We start from the raw sequence: 17735 nt of genomic DNA, 5'->3' as shown, positions 1-17735 counted from the left end.
TGGCCAGTGCGGATGTCGCTGGCGCACCCTCGTGACGATCGGATCAATCGACGATGTTCTTCGCCTCGGCGGTGCCGAGCAGTTCCGGATGCACCACCTTGCGCCGGCGTTCCAGCACCGGATGCAGAAACACCGCGCCGAGAATGATCGCCACGCCCAGATAGAACTGCAGGGTCAGCTCGCGCTGCTCGCCGAGCAGGGCGATGGCCAGCACGATGGCGTAGACCGGTTCCAGGTTGGTCACCAGTTGTACCGAATACGCGCTCAGATGACGCAGCGCCATCAGCGCCAGCGCAAACGGCAGCAACGTGCAGGCCAGTGACAGGGCGAGCAGCAGCACACCGTCGTGCAGGCTGGGCAGGACCAGCAGGCTGCCATGCAGCGATGGCAGCAACAGCGGCATGGCCGGCGCCAGCACGGTCAGGGTCAAGGTGCCGGCACCCAACTCCAGTGCGGTAACGGTCAGCGGGTCTGCATGCGCGACCATGCGCTTGTTGAGCGAGCCGAACAGGCCGACGAAGACCGCCGAGATCGCGCCGACCACCACGCCGGCACGCATGCCATCGGGCACGCCGCCAACCACCAGCGCCACCCCGGGCAGCACCGCCAGACCGAACAGCAACTCGCGCGGACGGAACGGCCGCTGCGTGACCCACGGCTCGATCACCGCAGTGAACACCGGCGCCAGGGCGATGCAGGTCGCCGCCACCGAGGCATTGGCCAGCTTGATCGCGCCGTAGAAGGTAAGCCAGTGCAACGCCACCAGCGCGCCGATGCCGCAATAGCCCAGCACCACGCGCCCGGACAGCCCGCGCAGCCCGCGCCACACGCGTGGCCACAAGGCCAGCGCCACCACCACGATCAACATCCGCCACCACACCAGCGGCAAGGCCTGCAGGGTGATCAATTTGCCCAGGATCGCGGTGATGCCCCAGAGCAGCACGCAGAAATGAATTTGCAGTTGCGCCTTGCGCAGGTCGGTCGTGGGCATGCGCCATTGTCGCCGAAAACTGGCATGCCGACGTCGGGCGGCGACGGCAGCATGGCTGGCGATGGCAGTCCCGTTTCCGGCCGCAGCGGGTGCCGGGTACCAAGCCCCTCTCCCACAGCAAAGGGGCGAGGGCACGGCCTATCCATGCCCCTGACTGCTACACCATTCACGGCGTCGCTAAGGCCCAACGCCACGGTGAGCGCATAGGACCGTTCGCATGATCGGTGCGAAACGAGCATGGCGATCATGGCCAGGCAGCAGATGTGAGGTCGTCGCACATCGCCACTTGTCTGCCACGCGCCACCGTTAAAAACTGCCGCACGCACAACGGCGTGCAACGTCGGCGAGGCAGCTAACCTGCCGACAACGCCTTCAACAACGCCATCGCCGCCGCCGGATTGCGTTCCTTTGCCGCACTGATGAAGAACACGAACACCTCGCGCGGCGCAGCAGGCGTTTTCGACGGATCTTCGATGTGCGGCAGGTCGTCCGGGTCTTCGCCGCGGCGCCATGCCTGGATGCGTTCGGCCCAGCGTGCCAGCGCAGGCGCGGGGTAGCCCGCATGCAGGCGCGCCTGGCTTCGCATCAGCCGCGCGTAGATAACGTCGGTGGAGAGGTCGGCGAAGGAGGGGTGTTCGTCCGAATCGGTGAATACCGTCGAGACGCCATGGCGGCGCACCAGCGCCAGCAACGACGCATCCACCGCATCCGGATCGCGGATTTCCAGCACGTGGCGCAGCGTGCGGCCGCCCGTGTGCCTGGGCAGCAGTGCCAGGAAGTCGTCCAGGTCGTCGGCCTGCAGGCGATGCCCATGTTCGAACTGCCACACCAGCGGGCCAAGCGTGTCGCCGAGCTCGACAATGCCGCCGACGAAGTCCTCCACCTGGGCCCTGGTGCCCGCCAGTCTGCGCGACTGGGTAATACGTCGCGGCGCCTTGGCCGAGAACACGAACCCGGGCGGCACCTCGTCGCGCCACTTTGCATAAGTTGCCGGCTTCTGCGCGCCGTAATAGGTGCCGTTGATTTCGATGGCGGTGACGTGGCGGCTGGCGTATTCCAGCTCGCGGCGCTGCACCAGTCCTTCCGGATAGAACATGCCCGCACGCCAAGGGGCGTACACCCAACCGCCGATGCCGACGTGGATGCCATCCAGGGAGGGCGGGGCGGAAGCGAACAGATCAGTCATCGCAGGAGTACTCGCTGGCAGGAGGGCACGGTTGCGGCGCGTGCTGCGCGAATCCGGCAGCGACCGCGGCGCATAGCCTGGCGCATCCGGACTGGATGGGGCGTGAGAACGGCGGCGTTGCAGCGGCGACGGCCGTGCGCGTTGCGACAGACTGCAGCGGACGCAAGCATATCGATGGCGCAACCGTCAGCCACGCCATCGCACGCCTGCCAGCCTGGCCCCACCGCGACGTACGGCAACCAGCGCCCGCACGCCAGCGCAGCCGGCTACCATGCCTGCATCGCCGCATGAGACCGTCTCGATGACCTGGACCACTCCCGATCTGTGTGACCGCTTTCCCGAGGTGAGCGTTGCCGAGCCATTGTTCCGCCACTTCGGCGGGCGCACCGCGTTCTGCGGACCGATCGCAACGGTGCGCTGTGTTGAAGACAACTCGCGCGTGCGCGAACTGGCCTCCATGCCGGGCGACGGGCGGGTGCTGGTGGTGGACGGGCAGGGCTCGTTGAAGCATGCGCTGCTGGGCGACCAGATCGCAGCGCAGGCGGTGGCCAATGGCTGGGCCGGGGTGGTGATCCATGGCTGCGTGCGCGATGTCGAGATCCTGGGCACGCTGCCGCTGGGTGTGCTGGCCTTGGCCGCCTGCCCACGCCGTACCGAACGGCGCGACCTGGGCGATGCGGAGGTGCCGGTGAATTTTGCCGGCGTCCCGTTCGTGCCCGGACACTGGCTCTACGCCGACGCCAACGGCGTGCTGGTGACGCCGCTGCCGCTGTCGCTGGACAGTGCCGGTGGCACACCCTGATCGAGGAGGATGTAGTGGTGATCGTGAACCGATGGCTGACGGGAGGCGTGCTGATGCTGGCAACCCTGGTGACAACGACGCATGCGGCCGACCTGCCGGCCGGCATGCAGCAGTTCGACGCGCAGATGGAACGCGTGCGTACCCAGTTCGACGTGCCCGGCATCGCCGTGGCCATCGTCAAGGATGGCCAGGTGGTGCTGGAGCGTGGCTACGGCGTCCGCGAGATCGGCAAGCCCGATCCGGTGCAGGCCGATACGCTGTTTGCGATCGCCTCCAACACCAAGGCGTTCACCGCTGCCTCGCTGTCGATTCTGGCCGACGACGGCAGGCTCTCGCTCGACGACAAGGTCATCGACCACCTGCCGTGGTTCCGCATGTCCGACCCGTATGTCAGCGACCAAATGCGCATCCGCGACTTGCTGGCGCATCGCAGCGGCCTGAGCCTGGGCGCAGGCGACCTGTTGTTCTGGCCAACCACCAGCTACAGCACCGAAGAGGTCGTGCAGCGGCTGGCCAAGGTGCCATTGAAAGGCGGTTTCCGCGATCGCTATGCATACGACAATATCCTGTACGCCGTGGCACAGAAGGTGATCGAGCAGGTCTCCGGGCAACCCTACGCTGCGTTTCTGCAGCAGCGCATCTTTGCGCCGGTGGGCATGCGCGGTACGCGCTTCAACGCCGATCATCTGCAACCCGGCGACGCCGCGGCGGTGGGCCATGCCAAGTACGACTTCACCGAGTTGCGCACGGTGGCGCCATTGACCTGGTCCAACAATTCCGGTGCCGGCGGCATCTACTCCAGTGCGCACGACATGGCGTTGTGGATGAAGGTGCAACTGGCCGGCGGCGTATTGCCGGACGGCACACCGCTGTTCAGTGCAAAGCGGCAGCAGGAGATGTGGTCGATGATCACGCCGATCGCCGTCGCCGCTCCGGCAGTGCCCGAACTGGCCGGCGCGCAGCCCAATTTTGCCGGCTATGGCGAAGGCTGGAGCCTGAGCGACTATCGCGGCCATCGTCTGGTGTGGCATACCGGCGGCTGGCCCGGCATGGTGTCGCGGCTGACGCTGGTGCCCGACCAGAAGCTGGGCGTGGTGGTGCTGACCAATCAGGAAGTCGGCGCGGCGTTCAATGCGGTGACGCTGCAGGTGCTGGACGCGTTCCTGCAGGTGCCACCCACCGATTGGACCGGGGCGTACGCCAAGGCCGTGGCCAAGGCCGGCAGCGAGGCCGATACCAGTTGGAAGGCGCATCAGGACGCACGCGCGGCACGCTCCACGCCGTCGTTGCCGCTGCGCGGCTATGCGGCGACCTATCGCGACCCCTGGTATGGCGATGTGGTGATCCGCCAGGACGGCAAGCGGCTGCGCCTGCAGTTCACCAAGACCGCCCAATTGGTGGGCACGCTGGAGCATTGGCAGCACGACAGCTTCATCGTGCGCTGGGACGACCGCTCCTTGAACGCGGATGCCTTCGTCGACTTCGCGTTGACCCCGGACGGTGCGGTGCGCGAGATGCGCATGCAGGCGATCTCGCCGCTGACCGATTTCAGCTTCGATTTTCAGGATCTGCTGCTGACGCCCGTGCAGACGCAGGCCGCTGCGCCGAAGTGAAGCGGCGCTCGGTTGCCGGGCGCTCGCTGTCTTGCAGTGCGCTGGTGGCCGGAGTCGGTTGCGGCCGGCGGCCACCGCAGCGCAGCTCTGCACGCTGAAGTGGTGATGGCGCCTGGCGCGTGCGGCGTTGCAGCGACCGCCGCCGCGTCGCTACCGCCGGGCGGCGCGTGTGGTTATGATCCGCGCACTTCTCAAGGATGTCGCCGCACGCATGACCACTCCACAGATGTCGGTGTATTTCTTTCTGCAGGCTGCAGCCATCCTGTTGGTGTGCCGGTTGGTCGGGCTGCTGGCCAAGCGCCTGGGGCAGCCGCAGGTGGTCGGCGAGATGATTGCCGGGGTGATGCTGGGGCCATCGTTGTTCGGCCTGCTGGCGCCGGGCGCGCAGGCGGCGTTGTTCCCCAAACAGACGATGGATGTGTTGTACGTGTTCGCGCAGTTCGGCGTGGGCCTGTACATGTTTCTGGTCGGGACCGACTTCCGCGGCGATCACTTCCGCGCGCGCTACCGCAGCGCGATGAGCGTGTCGCTGGCCGGCATCGCGGTGCCGTTCGCGCTGGCATTTGCGATGTGCCCATGGCTGCTCACCGTCGATGGCCTGTTCTCCGAGAAGGCCAAGCTGACGGAAGCGTCGCTGTTTCTGGGCGCAGCCATCGCCATCACTGCCTTCCCGATGCTGGCGCGCATCATCCACGAACGTGGCCTGACCAAGAGCCCGCTGGGAACGCTGGCGTTGACGGCTGGCGCGTTCGACGACGCCGCGGCGTGGTGCATCCTGGCGGTGGTGCTGGCCAGCTTCGGCGGCAGCTGGGGCAGCGCCTATCTGGCCATCGGTGGCGGCGTGGGCTACGCGGTGTTCATGATTTTCGTCGGACGGCATCTGTTGCGTCGCCTGGCCGATCACGTGGTGCCGGATCAGCCGCTCAGCAACAGCGTGCTGGCGATCGTGTTGATGCTGTTCTGCGTGAGCGCGTGGGCGATGGACGCGATCGGCATCCACGCGGTGTTCGGTGGCTTCCTGCTGGGTGTCTGCCTGCCCAAGGGGCCGTTGACGGAAAAACTGCGCGAGATGATGCAGCCGTTCGTGGTGGTCTTGCTGCTGCCGTTGTTCTTTACCTATTCGGGGCTGAAGACCCAGCTCAGCGTGCTGTTGCAGCCGCAGATCATGCTGGCCGGTGTCGCGATCCTAGCCGCATCGTTCGTTGGCAAGGGTGTGGCCTGCTGGGCCGCGGCGCGCGTTACCGGTGAAAACAACCGCGACGCGATGGCGATCGGCTCGCTGATGAATGCACGCGGCCTGATGGAGCTGATCATCATCAACATCGGCCTGCAGGCCGGTGTGATCGAGCAGGGCCTGTTCTCGGTACTGGTGCTGATGGCGATCCTGTCCACGCTGATGGCGACGCCGCTGTTCAACTGGATCATGCGTCGCCACGCCAACGTGAGCGATGCGGTGCCGAGTCTGCAGCAGCGCTGAGCATTGGCAGCGGCGTCGATGGCGACGCCGCTGCGTGGGCGAGTGGACCTCATCCGGTTCTGGGCTGCTTACGCCATACTGGCATCGGATATCCGCAATCGAGTCGTCATGACCAAGGCAAGAAAGAAGGCCGCGCAGCAGGCGGTGCAGGCACCGGCGCCGATCTATCAATTGCAGATCGCGCTGGCGGGCAGTGCGCCGCTGGTGTGGCGGCGGATGGTGATTGCGGGGTCGCTCCGTCTGGCGACCGTGCACCGCGTGCTGCAGGCTGTGATGGGCTGGAGCGGCGCACACCCGTACGAATTCGACTTCGGCGGTGGCCGCTATGGCGAGGCCGGGCTGGATGTGCCGGAACGCTCGCGGCTCAAGCATGCCGCCCGGGTCACGCTGGAAAGCGCGGTGGGCGAGCTTGGCGAATTCGCCTATTTCTATGGTGCCGGCGCTGGCTGGACGCACACGCTGCAGGTCGAGGCCGTGCTGCCGCCGGATGCTGGCCTGCGCATCGCGCGCTGCATCGAGGGCGCCAATGCCTGCCCGCCGGAACGCAGTGGCGGGATCGACGCCTACCAGGCGCTCTTGCAGATCATCGCCGACACGGACCACCCGCAGCATGTGCAGGAGCTGGCCACGCTCGGTGGGCGTCTGGATCCAGCCCATTTCGATCTGGCCGAGGTCAACCGGCTGCTGGCGCGGATTCGCGAGTAGATCCAGATGCCGACAGTGCCGTGGCGTGCAGGTGCAGCAACATGGGCACCCACCCCCGGACGCTGCCACCGCGCTACGCCAGGCCGACGGAGCAACGCACTGCGGCTTGACGCCCGATCGGCTAGCCTGACGGCCCGGTGTTAGCGAAGTATGTGCAATGTTCCGCTGGTTCGAATCCCTGATCGACATCTTTCCGCCCATCGAGCGTGAGATGCCGCCACGCAGCGTGTGGCGGTTCTATCTGCACTACCTGCGGCCGCTGTGGCCGATCCTGCTGGCCACGCTGATCGCGGGCTTGTTGCTGGCCTTGGTGGAAGTGGCGATGTTCGACTTCCTCGGCCGCATCGTGGACATGTTGAATGAGCGGCCAGGGCCCGACTTCTTCCGCCGCCACGCCAGCGAACTGGCGTGGATGGCGGGGATCACCCTGATCGCGCGGCCGTTCTTCACCGGCCTGCACAACCTGCTGGTCAACCAGGCGATCGTGCCGGGGTTGAGCAACCGCTCGCGCTGGTTGATGCACAACTATGTGGTGCGGCAGAGCCTGGGGTTTTTCACTAACGATTTCGCCGGCCGCATTGCCAACCGCGTCATGCAGACCGGTACGTCGCTGCGCGAATCGGCGGTACAGATGGTCGATGCGCTGTGGTACATCGTGGTCTATACCGGCAGCGCGTTGTGGCTGTTCGCTCAGGCCGATCCGTGGCTGATGGCGCCGCTGTTGATCTGGCTGGTGGTGTATGTCGCGCTGATGGCGTTCTTCGTGCCGCGCATGAAGGCGCGCGCCTGGATCGCGTCGGACGCGCGCTCCAAGGCCACCGGGCGCATCGTCGATGGCTACACCAATATTTCCACGCTCAAGCTGTTCGCCCATGCCGGCCGCGAGGAAGCCTATGTGCGCGAGGCGATCGACGAGCTGGCGGTCAAGCATCGCGGGCAGACGCGCGTGACGACCTCGATGGACACGGCCATCGCAGTGGCCAACGGGTTCCTCATCGTCGGGACGTGCGGGCTGGCGCTCTGGCTGTGGAGCCGCGGGCAGATCAGCGTTGGCGCCATCACCCTGGCGACCGGGCTGGTGATTCGCATCCACAACATGTCCGGCTGGATCATGTGGACGGTCAACGGCATTTTTGAAGACATCGGCACCGTGCAGGACGGCATGCAGACCATCTCGCAGCCGGTACAGGTGCAGGATGTGCCGACTGCGGTGCCGTTGCAGGTGACGCAAGGCCAGGTGCGGTTCGAGCACATCCATTTCCATTACGGCAAGCGCGGTGGCGTGATCGCCGGGCTGGATCTGCAGGTGCGCGCCGGCGAAAAGATCGGCCTGGTGGGGCCCTCGGGCGCCGGCAAATCGACGTTGGTCAACGTGCTGTTGCGGCTGTACGACTTGGAGCAGGGGCGCATCCTCATCGATGGGCAGGACATTGCGCAGGTCACGCAGGACAGCCTGCGCGGGCAGATCGGGTTGGTGACCCAGGACACCTCGCTGCTGCATCGCTCGATCCGCGACAACCTGCTGTACGGCCGGCCGCAGGCCAGCGACGCGCAGATCCTGGATGCGGTGCGCAAGGCGCGCGCGGAAGGTTTCATCGACACGCTGATCGACGGCGAAGGCCGTCGCGGCTTCGATGCGCATGTGGGCGAGCGCGGCGTCAAGCTCTCCGGCGGTCAGCGCCAGCGCATCGCGATCGCGCGGGTGCTGTTGAAGGACGCGCCGATCCTGGTTCTGGACGAAGCGACCTCGGCGCTGGATTCGGAAGTGGAAGCGGCGATCCAGGACAGCCTGGATGCACTCATGGGCAACAAGACCGTCATCGCGATTGCGCACCGGCTGTCGACCATCGCGCGCATGGATCGGCTGGTGGTCATGGATGCCGGCCGCATCGTCGAAACCGGCACGCATGCCGAGCTGATCGCGCATGGTGGGCTATATGCACGGCTGTGGGCGCGCCAGACCGGCGGATTTGTTGCGGCAGATGCGTGACGCAAGGCGGTGCGCGGTCGTTGCGCGACAGCTGGGCGCCGGCTCGCCGCTCGCCAAGAAATAGCACCAGAGCAAGCCCCTCTCCTACGGGAGAGGGGTTGGGGTGAGGGTACGGGGCGAAGCCACTTGGCACCTCATCTCCGAAGCGCCTGGCGACGCGTTCCACAGCGCCGGCCGCAACAACGTCACCAGGCGCCCCTCATCCGCCCCTACGGGGCACCTTCTCCCGCGCGCGGGAGAAGGAAGACTTGCAGTCTTTGATCGACCAACAGCAAGCCCCTCTCCCGCCGGGAGAGGTTGGGGTGAGGGTACGGGCGAAGCCACTTGGTGCCTCATCTATGAAGCGCGTGGCGACGCGTTCGACAGCGCCGGCCGCAACAACGTCACTAGGCGCCTCTCATCCGCCCCTACGGGGCACCTTCTCCCGCGCGCGGGAGAAGGAAGACTTGCAGTCTTTGATCGACCAGCAGCAAGCCCCTCTCCCGCCGGGAGAGGGGTTGGGGTGAGGGTACGGGGCGAAGCCACTTGGTGCCTCATCTATGAAGCGCGTGGCGATGCATTCGACATCGCGGGCCGCAACGACGTCACGAGGTGCCCCTCATCCGCCCCTACGGGGCACCTTCTCCCGCGCGCGGGAGAAGGAAGACTTGCAGTCTTTGATCGACCGGCAGCAAGCCCCTCCCCCGACGGGAGAAGGATCGATCACTCGATCGGCTGATCCAGCATCAGCTCGCGTGCGAAGCGTACCGGTGGGGCGCCGTAGGACAGCATCTTGTCGTGATAGGCCTTCAGGTTGAAGCTGTCGCCCAGCTTGTCCTGCACCGCCTTGCGCGTATCCAGATGCTCCTGTACACCGACAAAGTAGGTCGGCAGCTGCGCGGACGACAACTGCGCGCGCACCCACTTGCCCGACGCTTCGCTTTCCTGCTGGAAGGTGTCGTGGGTCATCAGGTGCATCGCCTTGTCGCGATCCCAGCCGTCCACATGCACGCCCTGGTCGAGGATGGCATTGGCAATGGTGCGCAGGTAGAACTTGAGCTGCACCAGGTGGAACAGCGGGTCGTTATCCAGATAGCCCTGCTCCTGCATCATGCGTTCGGTGTACACCGCCCAGCCTTCGGCGAACATGCCCGAGCGCAGCACCGCGCGCAGCGTGGAGGGGAACTTGGCCGAATGCCAGCCTTCCAGGTAATGGCCCGGCGTGCCCTCGTGGATGCTGAGCAGGTGGATCATGCGGGTGTTGTACTCGCGCAGGAACGAATCGACCTGCTTGTCGTTCCAGTCGTCGGGAATCGGCGACACCGCATAGAACGTCTTCAGATTCTTGTCCAGCGGGCCGGGCGAATCGCAATACGCCACTGCCACGCCACGCTGGAATTCCGGCATCAGGATGATGTCCACCGGCGAATCGGGCAGCGTCATCAAATCCTTCTGGCGCACGAACTCGGTGGATTGCGCCAGTGCGGCCTTGGCGGCGTCCACCACCTTGTCGCGCGCGGGCTTGTCGGCATAGGCCAGTTCCAGCGCGGCCTCGATCGCGGCCTGCTGCTGGTCGTCGTTGGGCGATTCGGGCAGCTTCGGAGCGCCGGGCTTGTCCTTGAGCACGGTGCGCGCAATGCCGTACATCTCGCCGCGCACGCGCTTGAGTTCGGACTCGGCGCGTTGCTTGATCTCGGCACGCGACAGCGACGACAACAGCGCGAATTTCAGCTTCTGGTCGTATTTTTCCGCACCGACGCGGAAGTCGCCCTTGGCGTTGGGCACCAGCACGGTGTCCAGCCAGGTCTGCTGCTCGGCCACCGCCTTGCGCAGGTTGTCGATGGCCGCCTGCGCGCGCGCCGCCTCGATCGGGCCAAGCTGGCTGATGTTGGGCGCGATGAAGGTATCGACGATGCTGAGGATGCCCTTGTTCTGCTTGGCCACTGTCTCGGCATGGATCTTCGGCACGCGCGCCGGGTCCAGGTTCTCGCGCGCCTGCGCAAAGATGCTGGGAATCTTTTCCATGCGCTGGGTGGCCGCGGCAAGGCGTTCGGGCAGCGGCGCGAACTCGCGCGCCATCAGGCCGTACAGCGCGCTGCCGGCCAGGCCGTTATAGACCTGCGGGTCCCAGGCCCAGCTTTGCAGCACCTCGGTATTCCAGATTTCCGACTGCAGCTGGTTGCGCAGGATCGCCGCATCCACCTGGTTCTCGCGCGAAAGCTTGGCCACGTCGATGGCATCCAGCTCGCCCAGCAGCTTCTTGCCGGCGTCCAGGCTGCGCTGGCGTCCTGCTGTGCTGAGGTCGTCGATCTGGGTGTCGAAGCGGTGGTCGCCGGTCTGGGTGGCGGTCACCGGCGACAGCTGCATCCAGGTGTCCAGCGCCTGTTTGGACAACGCCGCAAAGCGCGCATCCGGGGTCTGTGCGTCCTGGGCGGGAGCTGCGGTGGTGCCGGCTTGCGGCGATTCGGGCTGCTGCTGGCAGGCGCTCAGGCCGGCGATCAGGGCGAGGACAAGCAGGCGTTGACGCATCGTGGGTCCTGGTGGAAGCAAACCGCCAGCATAGGCAACTGTGCGGTTGTCCGCATCCGCCATTGGTTTAGAGTGGCGATCGCATCTACACCGCCCACCCGCCAGGCGGGCGCGGCCGCGGTGCATCCAGCCGAGCTGGCGCTCGCCAGGCGGCAGCGCCTTCGCCAGGCACTACGCCCGATCGTCGCCACGTTGCGGTGGCGCTTCCAAGGAGGAATACCCATGCACTACGCCGGTAGCTGTCATTGCGGACGCATCGCGTTCGATCTGGAGACCGAGACGCCGATCACCGAGGTCTACGACTGCAATTGCTCGTTCTGCCGCCGCCGCGGTGGGCTGCTCTGGTTTGGCGCGCGTACCCAACTGCACTTGCAGGCGGCCCCGGATGCGCTGGGCAGCTATCGCTTCAATCGGCAGCATATCGAGCATCATCATTGCCCGCAGTGCGGCATCGCTCCCTTCAGCGAGGGTACGGACCCGAAGACCGGCGAAGCTGGCGTCGCGGTCAACGTGCGCTGCCTGCCAGGGCTGGATCTTGCCGGCCTGCGCGTCCACATGGTCGACGGGGCCAGCCGATGAGCCGCCGCCTGCGCAGGTATGCCATCGCGTTGCTGGTTGGCTGGGGGCTGAGCGGTTGTGCGCGTCCACCTGCAGAGATGGGCGCAGATGGCGGCGCCCCGGCCCGGCGCCGCCCGCCGCGCAGGGCAACGCGCTGGCGTACGAACACGATGTCCGCATCGAGCTGCCGGCCGATCAGATCGATCAACGCATCGCGGCGGTGCGCACCGCCTGCCAGAACGCGCAGTTCGGCAGCTGCGCGCTGCTGGCGGTGGAGCAGGAGGGCGGGCGCGATGCCAGCGGCAGCGTGCGCGTGCGGGTGGTGCCCGACGGGATCGAGCCGCTGGTGCAACTGGCCGGCCAGCACGGCGAGGTGGCAGCCCGCAGCACGCGTGCCGAAGACCTGGCGCAGCAGATCGCCGATACAGGCCTGGCCCAGGCGCGGCTGCAGAAGGAACACGCCCGCCTGCTGGAGTTGCAGCAACGCCGCGATCTGTCGGTGACCGATCTGCTCGCGTTGTCCAAACGACTGGCAGAAATCGAGGCCGAAGCGCAGCAGACCCAGCAGGACGCCGCGCAGCAGCAACGCCGCGTCCGCACGCAATTGCTGACGCTCACCTTCCGCAGCACCGGTGGCGAGCAGGGCAGGGGCGAGATTGCCGAGGCCGCGGCAGGGTTTGGCCAGGTGTTTTCGTCGAGTGTCGCGTTCGTGATCCGTGCAGCGGCGGCGCTGCTGCCGGTCGTGCTGCTGGCGGCCATCGCCGGCTGGCTGCTGTTGCAGGGGTGGCGCTGGCGCGCGCGGCGGCGCCGGATGTCCTGACCTATAGGGGGCCGGGCGGCGGTGCCGCCCCGGCTGGCGTCGTGCAGCGTTGGTGCTGCGCAGATGAAGTGGCCGCCTGTGGTGTGGTGGCGGCCGGTAGCACGCCGATCGACATGCAGACCTCAAGACCTCACGACAGGTCGATTACACGCACCGTTGGGTGCCGCAGCGCAGGCCTTGCCGGTGCGGCTCAGCCTTCGTCGAGCTCGTATTCGACAAACACATCCAGCTGCAGTGCCAGTTCCTGCACGGCATCGCGCACCTTTTGCGCGGTGGCCTCGTTGCCGGCTTCCACCTCGAACTCGTGGCTGCCCGGACCTTCATCGTCGGACAAGCCGGCCGAGCTGGAATCGTCGTCGTCCAGATGCGGCATCAGGTCGTCGACTTCTTCCACGTGCTCGATGCCTTCGATGCTCTGCAGCAGGTTGGCAATGGCACGCGCGTCGTCGTCGGTGCCGGTGATACGCATGCGAAGCGTGGGCATGGGACAGCTTCCTTGGGTTGGGGACCCAAAGCCTAGGCAGCGAAGAGACAAAATCAGGTGATGGCGCCGATGCCACGCTCGACTCCTTGCCACCCACGTCGCCGATCGGCTTATCTCCGCATCGGGAGCGCTGTGCACGTCGGAGGGGAGCGGCCAATGCGATGCAGTGTGTGCGGTGGAACGCGCACGCTCACGTGGGCGGGAGCGGGCCGGGTGCACGCATGGCAGGCGTGGCCAGACGTGTAACGCCTGCCATCGACCTGCGCAGCGAGTCGGCGGTGTCGCCGTGTGCTCATGAAGATGGGGGACGTCACCCAGCGCAATGCGTAGAGATGTGACAGCGCTGGCGTGCCGGTGCGTCAGATCCGCTGCAACGTAGCTGCGTCACCGTGCCCGAGGCGATCATCGCCGTGCACCTGGCCTTTCGGGCGTCCGCGCGCCGGCAACGCGACCAGCTCTGCCGGCAGCGCCGGCATCGGGGTGCGTTCGTCCAGTGCTTCGCGCTTGAGCCAGTCGATGAACAGTGCCGCCGCCGGGCTGGGTTCGCGGTGGCTGGGGTGCACGATGTAGTACGCGTAGCGCGCCTTGAGCGTGGGGCCCGGCAGGCGCACCAGTTCGTAGCGCTGCAGGTAGGGCTGGGCGATATGCTTGCGTGCCAGCACCGCGCCCAGGCCGTACACCGCCGCGCGCATGGCGTCGGTGCTGTCGTTGAAGGTGTGCATGGGCGGCAGCGTGGTGCCGCGCACCTGTGCGGCGCGGAACCAGTCGCGCCAGCCCTGCGGCGACATGTCGCTCAGCAGCGGCAACTGAGCGATCTGCGCCGGCGTGCGCAGCGCGGCGACTTCCGGCAACGACGGCGAAGCCACCGGAAACAGTTCGTCGTCCATCAGGTGATGCGAGGTCAGCCCGGGCCAGGCGCCTTGTCCGTAGCGTATGCCCAGCTCGGGGCCGCCTTCTTCGAAACGCGAGAACGCCGGGTCCGATTGCAGGTCCAGCCGGACATGCGGATGCGCGCGACAGAAGCGCGGCAGCCGCGGCAATAACCAGCAGTACGACAGCGAGCGCAGCGTGGTCACGCGCAGCGGGATGGCGTCGTCGCGCGGATGCAGGTTGCCGGCCACCGCGGCGATCTCGGCGAGTGCGGCGGTGGCGGCATCGGCCAGCTGGCGGCCTTCGGCAGTGAGCTTGACGCCGCGCGGCAGGCGCTGGAACAGGGTCGCGCCGAGCAACGCTTCCAGCTTGCGCACATGGTGGCTGACCGCACTGGCGGTGAGGTGCAGTTCTTCGGCCGCATGCGCGAAATTCTGGTGGCGGGCGGCGGCGGCAAAGACGCCCAGCGCAGGCAACAGGGTCGGACGCAGGTTCATCGAGGCATGAGTCAGATTTGTGGCTGACCCCGATACTACGCGCTTGTCGCGCCTGCGGCCGCAGCCGATGCTGCGTCATCCCACCGCGATGATCGTGCCATGTCCACCTGCCTGCCGGATGTCGTTGCCTGCCGTTTCAGCACAATGCGGCGCGTCGCAGGAGCCGGTCCGTGAGCGCACACCCCTCGACGCAGCCGCAGCTGGCGGCACGCGAATGGCGTACGCCGCTGGAGCTGGGGTTCCTCGGCATCGTCTGGGGCTGCTCGTTCCTGTTCATGCGCGTGGCCGCACCCAGGTTCGGCACCGTGGCGCTGGTGGAGATCCGCCTGGCATTGGGCGCATTGGTGTTGCTGCCGTTCCTGTGGCTGGCACGCGAGCGCTTCCCGCTGCGGCGCTGGCCGATGCTGGCGGCCATCGGCGTATTGAATTCCGCGTTGCCGTTTCTGCTGTTCGCCTGGGGCGCACAACACGCCCCCGCGGCCGTCGGGGCGATCTGCAATGCGATGACGGTGTTGTTCACCGCATTGATCGCGTTTTTGTTCTTTGGCGAAAAGATCGGCACGCGGCGCGCATTGGCCTTGCTGGTCGGCTTCATCGGCGTGCTGGTGCTGGCCACCGGCAAATCGGCGGGGCTGAGCGTGGGGCCGGCAGCACTGGCGGGCGCCACCGCCTCGCTGCTGTACGGCATCGGCTACAACCTGGTGAAGCGGCACATGGGCGACCTGCCGCCGGCGGCATCGGCGGCGTCCACGCTGGGTTGCAGTGCGCTGTTGCTGGCGCCGCTGGCCTGGTGGCAGTGGCCGACCACGCCGGCGCCGGCAGTGGCCTGGGCCTGCGCCACCGCGCTGGGCGTGGTCTGCACCGGGCTGGCGTTCCTGATGTACTACCGCCTGATCCAGCGCATCGGCCCGGCACGCGCGTCCACCGTGACCTATCTGGTGCCGGTGTTCGGTGCATTGCTGGCATGGTCGCTGCTGGGCGAACCGCTGACCTGGACCATGCTGGTCGCCGCAGTGCTGATCCTCGGCAGCGTCGCCTTCAGCCAACGCGCCCGCTAAAACGAGCGCGCCCGCAGTTGCGAAGATGTCCGAGACCGGCTCTGCTTTCCCGATTCCCGATTCCCGATTCCCGATTCCCGATTCCCGATTCCCGATTCCGGAACTAGCCGGCAGGCGGCGCCCGCACCGGCAACGGCACATTGCACAGATCGATATGCCCGGCCGGGCGCTTGTAGAAAGCGTCCTTGCGATTGCGGCGGGCTTCGGCCACCTCACGGAAGGTCTGGCTGTCGGTGCGCAGCACCTGCAAGGGCGTACGTTCGGGCACCGGCACTTCGCTGGCCAGACGCATCGCGCGGATCGGCGAGCGCTGGGCGGGGTCTTCGTAAAAGCCCATTGGGTCCGGGCCACGCGGGATCACGCTCAGCAATTCCATGCCCTTGATCACGCGGCCAACCACGGTGATATTGCGGTCGAGCTGGCGCGGCGACTGCCCGGTGACCACGTAGAGTTCGGCGCCGATGCTGCTGTCGTCGTCGTTGTTGCGGCCTGCACCCAGGGCGCCATAGCAGTGCGCCAGCCAGGTCTTGCCGTTGGCGCCATCGCGGCCGACCGGAAAGCCATCGACGAAGCCGACCTGCGGCGCCCAGCCGTCGCTATCGGGCAGACGCTGGAAGTCCAGGCCCTGCGAGGTGCGCTCGAATTCGGCCGGCAGATGCGTTTTGGCCGATCCCAGCGACTTGGCCTTGCCCGGCGTCTCGCCGTCAGGGTCGCCGAACTGCACCACGAAATTATCCTGCGAGCGGTAGATGGTGAGCCCGTCCCAGAAACGTTCGTGGGCCAGCGTGCGGATGTTGCCGACATGCTCGGGCGCAAATTGTGGCGCCAGTTCGATGATGACCCTGCCGGTATCCAACTCCAGATAAAGCGTGCGCTCCGGGTCGAGGATGCGCCATGCGTTGGCCGGTGAGCTGTCCAGGATCTGCTGCGGGCTGCGATAGGCCGCCTCGGCAGCAGCGGGCAGTGCGAGTGCGACGAGGCAGGCAGACGCCAGGCAGGCAGAAGCAACGATGCGCAGCAGCATGAAGGCAACCAGCAGGGGAGATGGCTGATTCTTGACCAATGCGCGCAAGGACGCAAAGCGCCGGTGCGCAGACGGCAACGCCGGCGCGATGCGCCGGCGTCGTGTCACGCGTGCAGCGGGCAGGTTACGGGTTGCGCACGTGCGGGCTGGTGTGTTGCGCAGCTGCGCCATGGTTGTTGCGGAACAACGGCACCAGCTGCCAGAGCGCGGAGATGCCGACCAGCGTGTAGACCACACGTGACAGCAGCGCATCCTGTCCACCGAACAGCGCCGCCACCAGATCGAACTGGAACAGGCCGACCAGGCCCCAGTTCAATCCACCGACGATAAGAAGCACCAGGGTGATGATGTTGATCGCTTTCATGCAGGCATTCCATGTGGGTTGGGAGGCCCCAGGGTCCGCATGCGGCAGCGAGTATGTCGTGAGCATGGTCGCCGCGTGGCGCCGCGCGCAGACATCACGCTCACATCCGGGCACCCGGCGCGCGGCCTTGGCGCGGCTGAAACATCGATCACCGGCGCTGGCATGCAACGGCAGCGCGCCGTCACCGCGCCGGTTTGCGCCTGACGTAGAGCTGCTTGCGAACGCGTGCCACCACCTCTCCATCGCGGTTGTGCACTTCGTTCTCGAACCAGCGCAGATGCTTGCCGCCACCGGCAGTGGCTTCGCGCAGCTCGGCCAGCACCTGGTTGTCGATCACGAAGTCCGCGCTAACCGTTCCGCGCCCGGGTTTGATGAAATCGATGCTGCCGGCCTTGTCCCAGACGTAATAGTCGCGGCCCAGGTTCTGCATTACCAGCAGCATCCAGAACGGGTCGGTCATGGCGAACAGGCTGCCGCCGAAATGGGTGCCGACGTAGTTGCGATTCCACGGACGCTGCCGCAGTTCCACCCGCGCAAAACGGTAGTCGGCCGACAACACGGTGACGTGGATGCCTGAGAACAGATACGGCGGCCACAGGTTGACGCCGAGTTTGAACAGGGAGGCGCGCATGCGGGCCGGAATCCATGGCGGGGCGGGTGCCCAGCATAACATTCGCATGCGTATGGATGGGGCTTGGCCCGCACCTCGGCCTGGCCGCCGGTGTTCGTAGGAGCGGACCTGGCCGCGACGAGGTATGACCGCCGGTCGCCAATCGAGAGCTCCCCGG

Annotated in this window: 15 protein-coding genes and 1 pseudogene; 8 read left to right on the top strand and 8 right to left on the bottom strand. The window is 66.6% G+C overall.

The genetic code is table 11. The annotated features are described in order from the left end of the window. Nucleotides 1-43: 43 nt before the first annotated feature. Together ABQZ09_RS10190 and ABQZ09_RS10185 are read right to left on the bottom strand one after the other, a co-directional pair. Nucleotides 44-991, bottom strand: coding sequence for a DMT family transporter (locus tag ABQZ09_RS10190; protein ID WP_047695678.1), 948 nt, complete (start codon nucleotides 989-991; stop codon nucleotides 44-46). A 352-nt stretch (nucleotides 992-1343) separates the two neighbouring features. Further along, nucleotides 1344-2177: a DUF72 domain-containing protein gene (locus ABQZ09_RS10185; protein ID WP_039412995.1), complete on the bottom strand. Its 834-nt coding sequence runs from the start codon at nucleotides 2175-2177 to the stop codon at nucleotides 1344-1346. Nucleotides 2178-2478: 301 nt separating this feature from the next. Between ABQZ09_RS10185 and rraA the strand changes: the two genes are divergently transcribed. From rraA to ABQZ09_RS10160, 5 genes are all read left to right on the top strand, one after another. Continuing rightward, nucleotides 2479-2979: a ribonuclease E activity regulator RraA gene (gene rraA / locus ABQZ09_RS10180; protein ID WP_228314087.1), complete on the top strand. Its 501-nt coding sequence runs from the start codon at nucleotides 2479-2481 to the stop codon at nucleotides 2977-2979. A 17-nt stretch (nucleotides 2980-2996) separates the two neighbouring features. Beyond that, on the top strand, nucleotides 2997-4592 hold the full coding sequence (locus ABQZ09_RS10175; RefSeq protein WP_349776807.1) for a serine hydrolase: 1596 nt from the start codon (nucleotides 2997-2999) through the stop codon (nucleotides 4590-4592). Nucleotides 4593-4803: 211 nt separating this feature from the next. Further along, on the top strand, nucleotides 4804-6069 hold the full coding sequence (locus ABQZ09_RS10170; RefSeq protein WP_039413010.1) for a cation:proton antiporter: 1266 nt from the start codon (nucleotides 4804-4806) through the stop codon (nucleotides 6067-6069). A 108-nt stretch (nucleotides 6070-6177) separates the two neighbouring features. After that, nucleotides 6178-6774 carry a plasmid pRiA4b ORF-3 family protein gene (locus ABQZ09_RS10165; protein WP_228314085.1) on the top strand — a complete coding sequence of 199 codons (597 nt, stop codon included), beginning with the start codon at nucleotides 6178-6180 and terminating at the stop codon, nucleotides 6772-6774. A gap of 157 nt (nucleotides 6775-6931) precedes the next feature. After that, the gene (locus ABQZ09_RS10160; RefSeq protein WP_349776806.1) at nucleotides 6932-8764 is read left to right on the top strand and encodes an ABC transporter ATP-binding protein; all 1833 of its coding nucleotides are present in this window, start codon (nucleotides 6932-6934) and stop codon (nucleotides 8762-8764) included. A 702-nt stretch (nucleotides 8765-9466) separates the two neighbouring features. Here ABQZ09_RS10160 and ABQZ09_RS10155 read toward each other — a convergent pair. Continuing rightward, nucleotides 9467-11272 (bottom strand): DUF885 domain-containing protein, encoded by a 1806-nt coding sequence (locus ABQZ09_RS10155; protein ID WP_166751480.1) that lies wholly within the window; start codon nucleotides 11270-11272, stop codon nucleotides 9467-9469. A gap of 222 nt (nucleotides 11273-11494) precedes the next feature. Between ABQZ09_RS10155 and ABQZ09_RS10150 the strand changes: the two genes are divergently transcribed. Next, nucleotides 11495-11851 (top strand): GFA family protein, encoded by a 357-nt coding sequence (locus ABQZ09_RS10150; RefSeq protein WP_039412556.1) that lies wholly within the window; start codon nucleotides 11495-11497, stop codon nucleotides 11849-11851. Next, nucleotides 11848-12650: pseudogene (locus tag ABQZ09_RS10145) on the top strand (DUF4349 domain-containing protein). The gene ABQZ09_RS10150 and the pseudogene ABQZ09_RS10145 overlap by 4 nt, the downstream one beginning before the upstream one ends. Nucleotides 12651-12840: 190 nt before the next feature. Here ABQZ09_RS10145 and ABQZ09_RS10140 read toward each other — a convergent pair. Together ABQZ09_RS10140 and ABQZ09_RS10135 are read right to left on the bottom strand one after the other, a co-directional pair. Then, entirely contained in the window at nucleotides 12841-13134 is a 294-nt protein-coding gene (locus ABQZ09_RS10140; protein ID WP_039412560.1) for a hypothetical protein, read from the bottom strand. A gap of 359 nt (nucleotides 13135-13493) precedes the next feature. Next, on the bottom strand, nucleotides 13494-14501 hold the full coding sequence (locus ABQZ09_RS10135; RefSeq protein ID WP_349776805.1) for a LysR substrate-binding domain-containing protein: 1008 nt from the start codon (nucleotides 14499-14501) through the stop codon (nucleotides 13494-13496). 170 nt (nucleotides 14502-14671) lie between these two features. Here ABQZ09_RS10135 and ABQZ09_RS10130 point away from each other — a divergent pair, with 170 nt between their 5' ends. Next, nucleotides 14672-15559 carry a DMT family transporter gene (locus tag ABQZ09_RS10130; protein ID WP_349776804.1) on the top strand — a complete coding sequence of 296 codons (888 nt, stop codon included), beginning with the start codon at nucleotides 14672-14674 and terminating at the stop codon, nucleotides 15557-15559. A gap of 103 nt (nucleotides 15560-15662) precedes the next feature. Here the strand turns inward: ABQZ09_RS10130 and ABQZ09_RS10125 are convergent, their stop codons facing one another. The 3 genes from ABQZ09_RS10125 to ABQZ09_RS10115 form a co-directional block, all read right to left on the bottom strand. After that, the gene (locus tag ABQZ09_RS10125; protein ID WP_349776842.1) at nucleotides 15663-16583 is read right to left on the bottom strand and encodes a peptidylprolyl isomerase; all 921 of its coding nucleotides are present in this window, start codon (nucleotides 16581-16583) and stop codon (nucleotides 15663-15665) included. Between the two features lie 124 nt (nucleotides 16584-16707). Continuing rightward, entirely contained in the window at nucleotides 16708-16947 is a 240-nt protein-coding gene (locus ABQZ09_RS10120; RefSeq protein WP_349776803.1) for a DUF378 domain-containing protein, read from the bottom strand. Between the two features lie 181 nt (nucleotides 16948-17128). Beyond that, complete coding sequence (locus ABQZ09_RS10115; RefSeq protein ID WP_184555245.1) at nucleotides 17129-17578, bottom strand: DUF4442 domain-containing protein; 450 nt, start codon at nucleotides 17576-17578, stop codon at nucleotides 17129-17131. Between the last annotated feature and the right edge of the window lie 157 nt (nucleotides 17579-17735).

Source organism: Xanthomonas sp. WHRI 6106 (genome assembly GCF_040202405.1).
GTDB classification, from domain to species: Bacteria; Pseudomonadota; Gammaproteobacteria; order Xanthomonadales; family Xanthomonadaceae; genus Xanthomonas; species Xanthomonas cannabis.
This window is presented reverse-complemented; position numbering and strand designations above follow the sequence as displayed.

Excerpts from the sequence above, each read along its gene's own strand:
- ABQZ09_RS10150 (WP_039412556.1), top strand. The coding sequence starts at position 11,495 with ATGCACTACGCCGGTAGCTGTCATTGCGGACGCATCGCGTTCGATCTG.
- ABQZ09_RS10190 (WP_047695678.1), bottom strand. The coding sequence starts at position 991 with ATGCCCACGACCGACCTGCGCAAGGCGCAACTGCAAATTCATTTCTGC.
- rraA (WP_228314087.1), top strand. The coding sequence starts at position 2,479 with ATGACCTGGACCACTCCCGATCTGTGTGACCGCTTTCCCGAGGTGAGC.
- ABQZ09_RS10135 (WP_349776805.1), bottom strand. The coding sequence starts at position 14,501 with ATGAACCTGCGTCCGACCCTGTTGCCTGCGCTGGGCGTCTTTGCCGCC.
- ABQZ09_RS10165 (WP_228314085.1), top strand. The coding sequence starts at position 6,178 with ATGACCAAGGCAAGAAAGAAGGCCGCGCAGCAGGCGGTGCAGGCACCG.
- ABQZ09_RS10140 (WP_039412560.1), bottom strand. The coding sequence starts at position 13,134 with ATGCCCACGCTTCGCATGCGTATCACCGGCACCGACGACGACGCGCGT.
- ABQZ09_RS10120 (WP_349776803.1), bottom strand. The coding sequence starts at position 16,947 with ATGAAAGCGATCAACATCATCACCCTGGTGCTTCTTATCGTCGGTGGA.
- ABQZ09_RS10125 (WP_349776842.1), bottom strand. The coding sequence starts at position 16,583 with ATGCTGCTGCGCATCGTTGCTTCTGCCTGCCTGGCGTCTGCCTGCCTC.
- ABQZ09_RS10160 (WP_349776806.1), top strand. The coding sequence starts at position 6,932 with ATGTTCCGCTGGTTCGAATCCCTGATCGACATCTTTCCGCCCATCGAG.
- ABQZ09_RS10185 (WP_039412995.1), bottom strand. The coding sequence starts at position 2,177 with ATGACTGATCTGTTCGCTTCCGCCCCGCCCTCCCTGGATGGCATCCAC.
- ABQZ09_RS10115 (WP_184555245.1), bottom strand. The coding sequence starts at position 17,578 with ATGCGCGCCTCCCTGTTCAAACTCGGCGTCAACCTGTGGCCGCCGTAT.
- ABQZ09_RS10155 (WP_166751480.1), bottom strand. The coding sequence starts at position 11,272 with ATGCGTCAACGCCTGCTTGTCCTCGCCCTGATCGCCGGCCTGAGCGCC.
- ABQZ09_RS10170 (WP_039413010.1), top strand. The coding sequence starts at position 4,804 with ATGACCACTCCACAGATGTCGGTGTATTTCTTTCTGCAGGCTGCAGCC.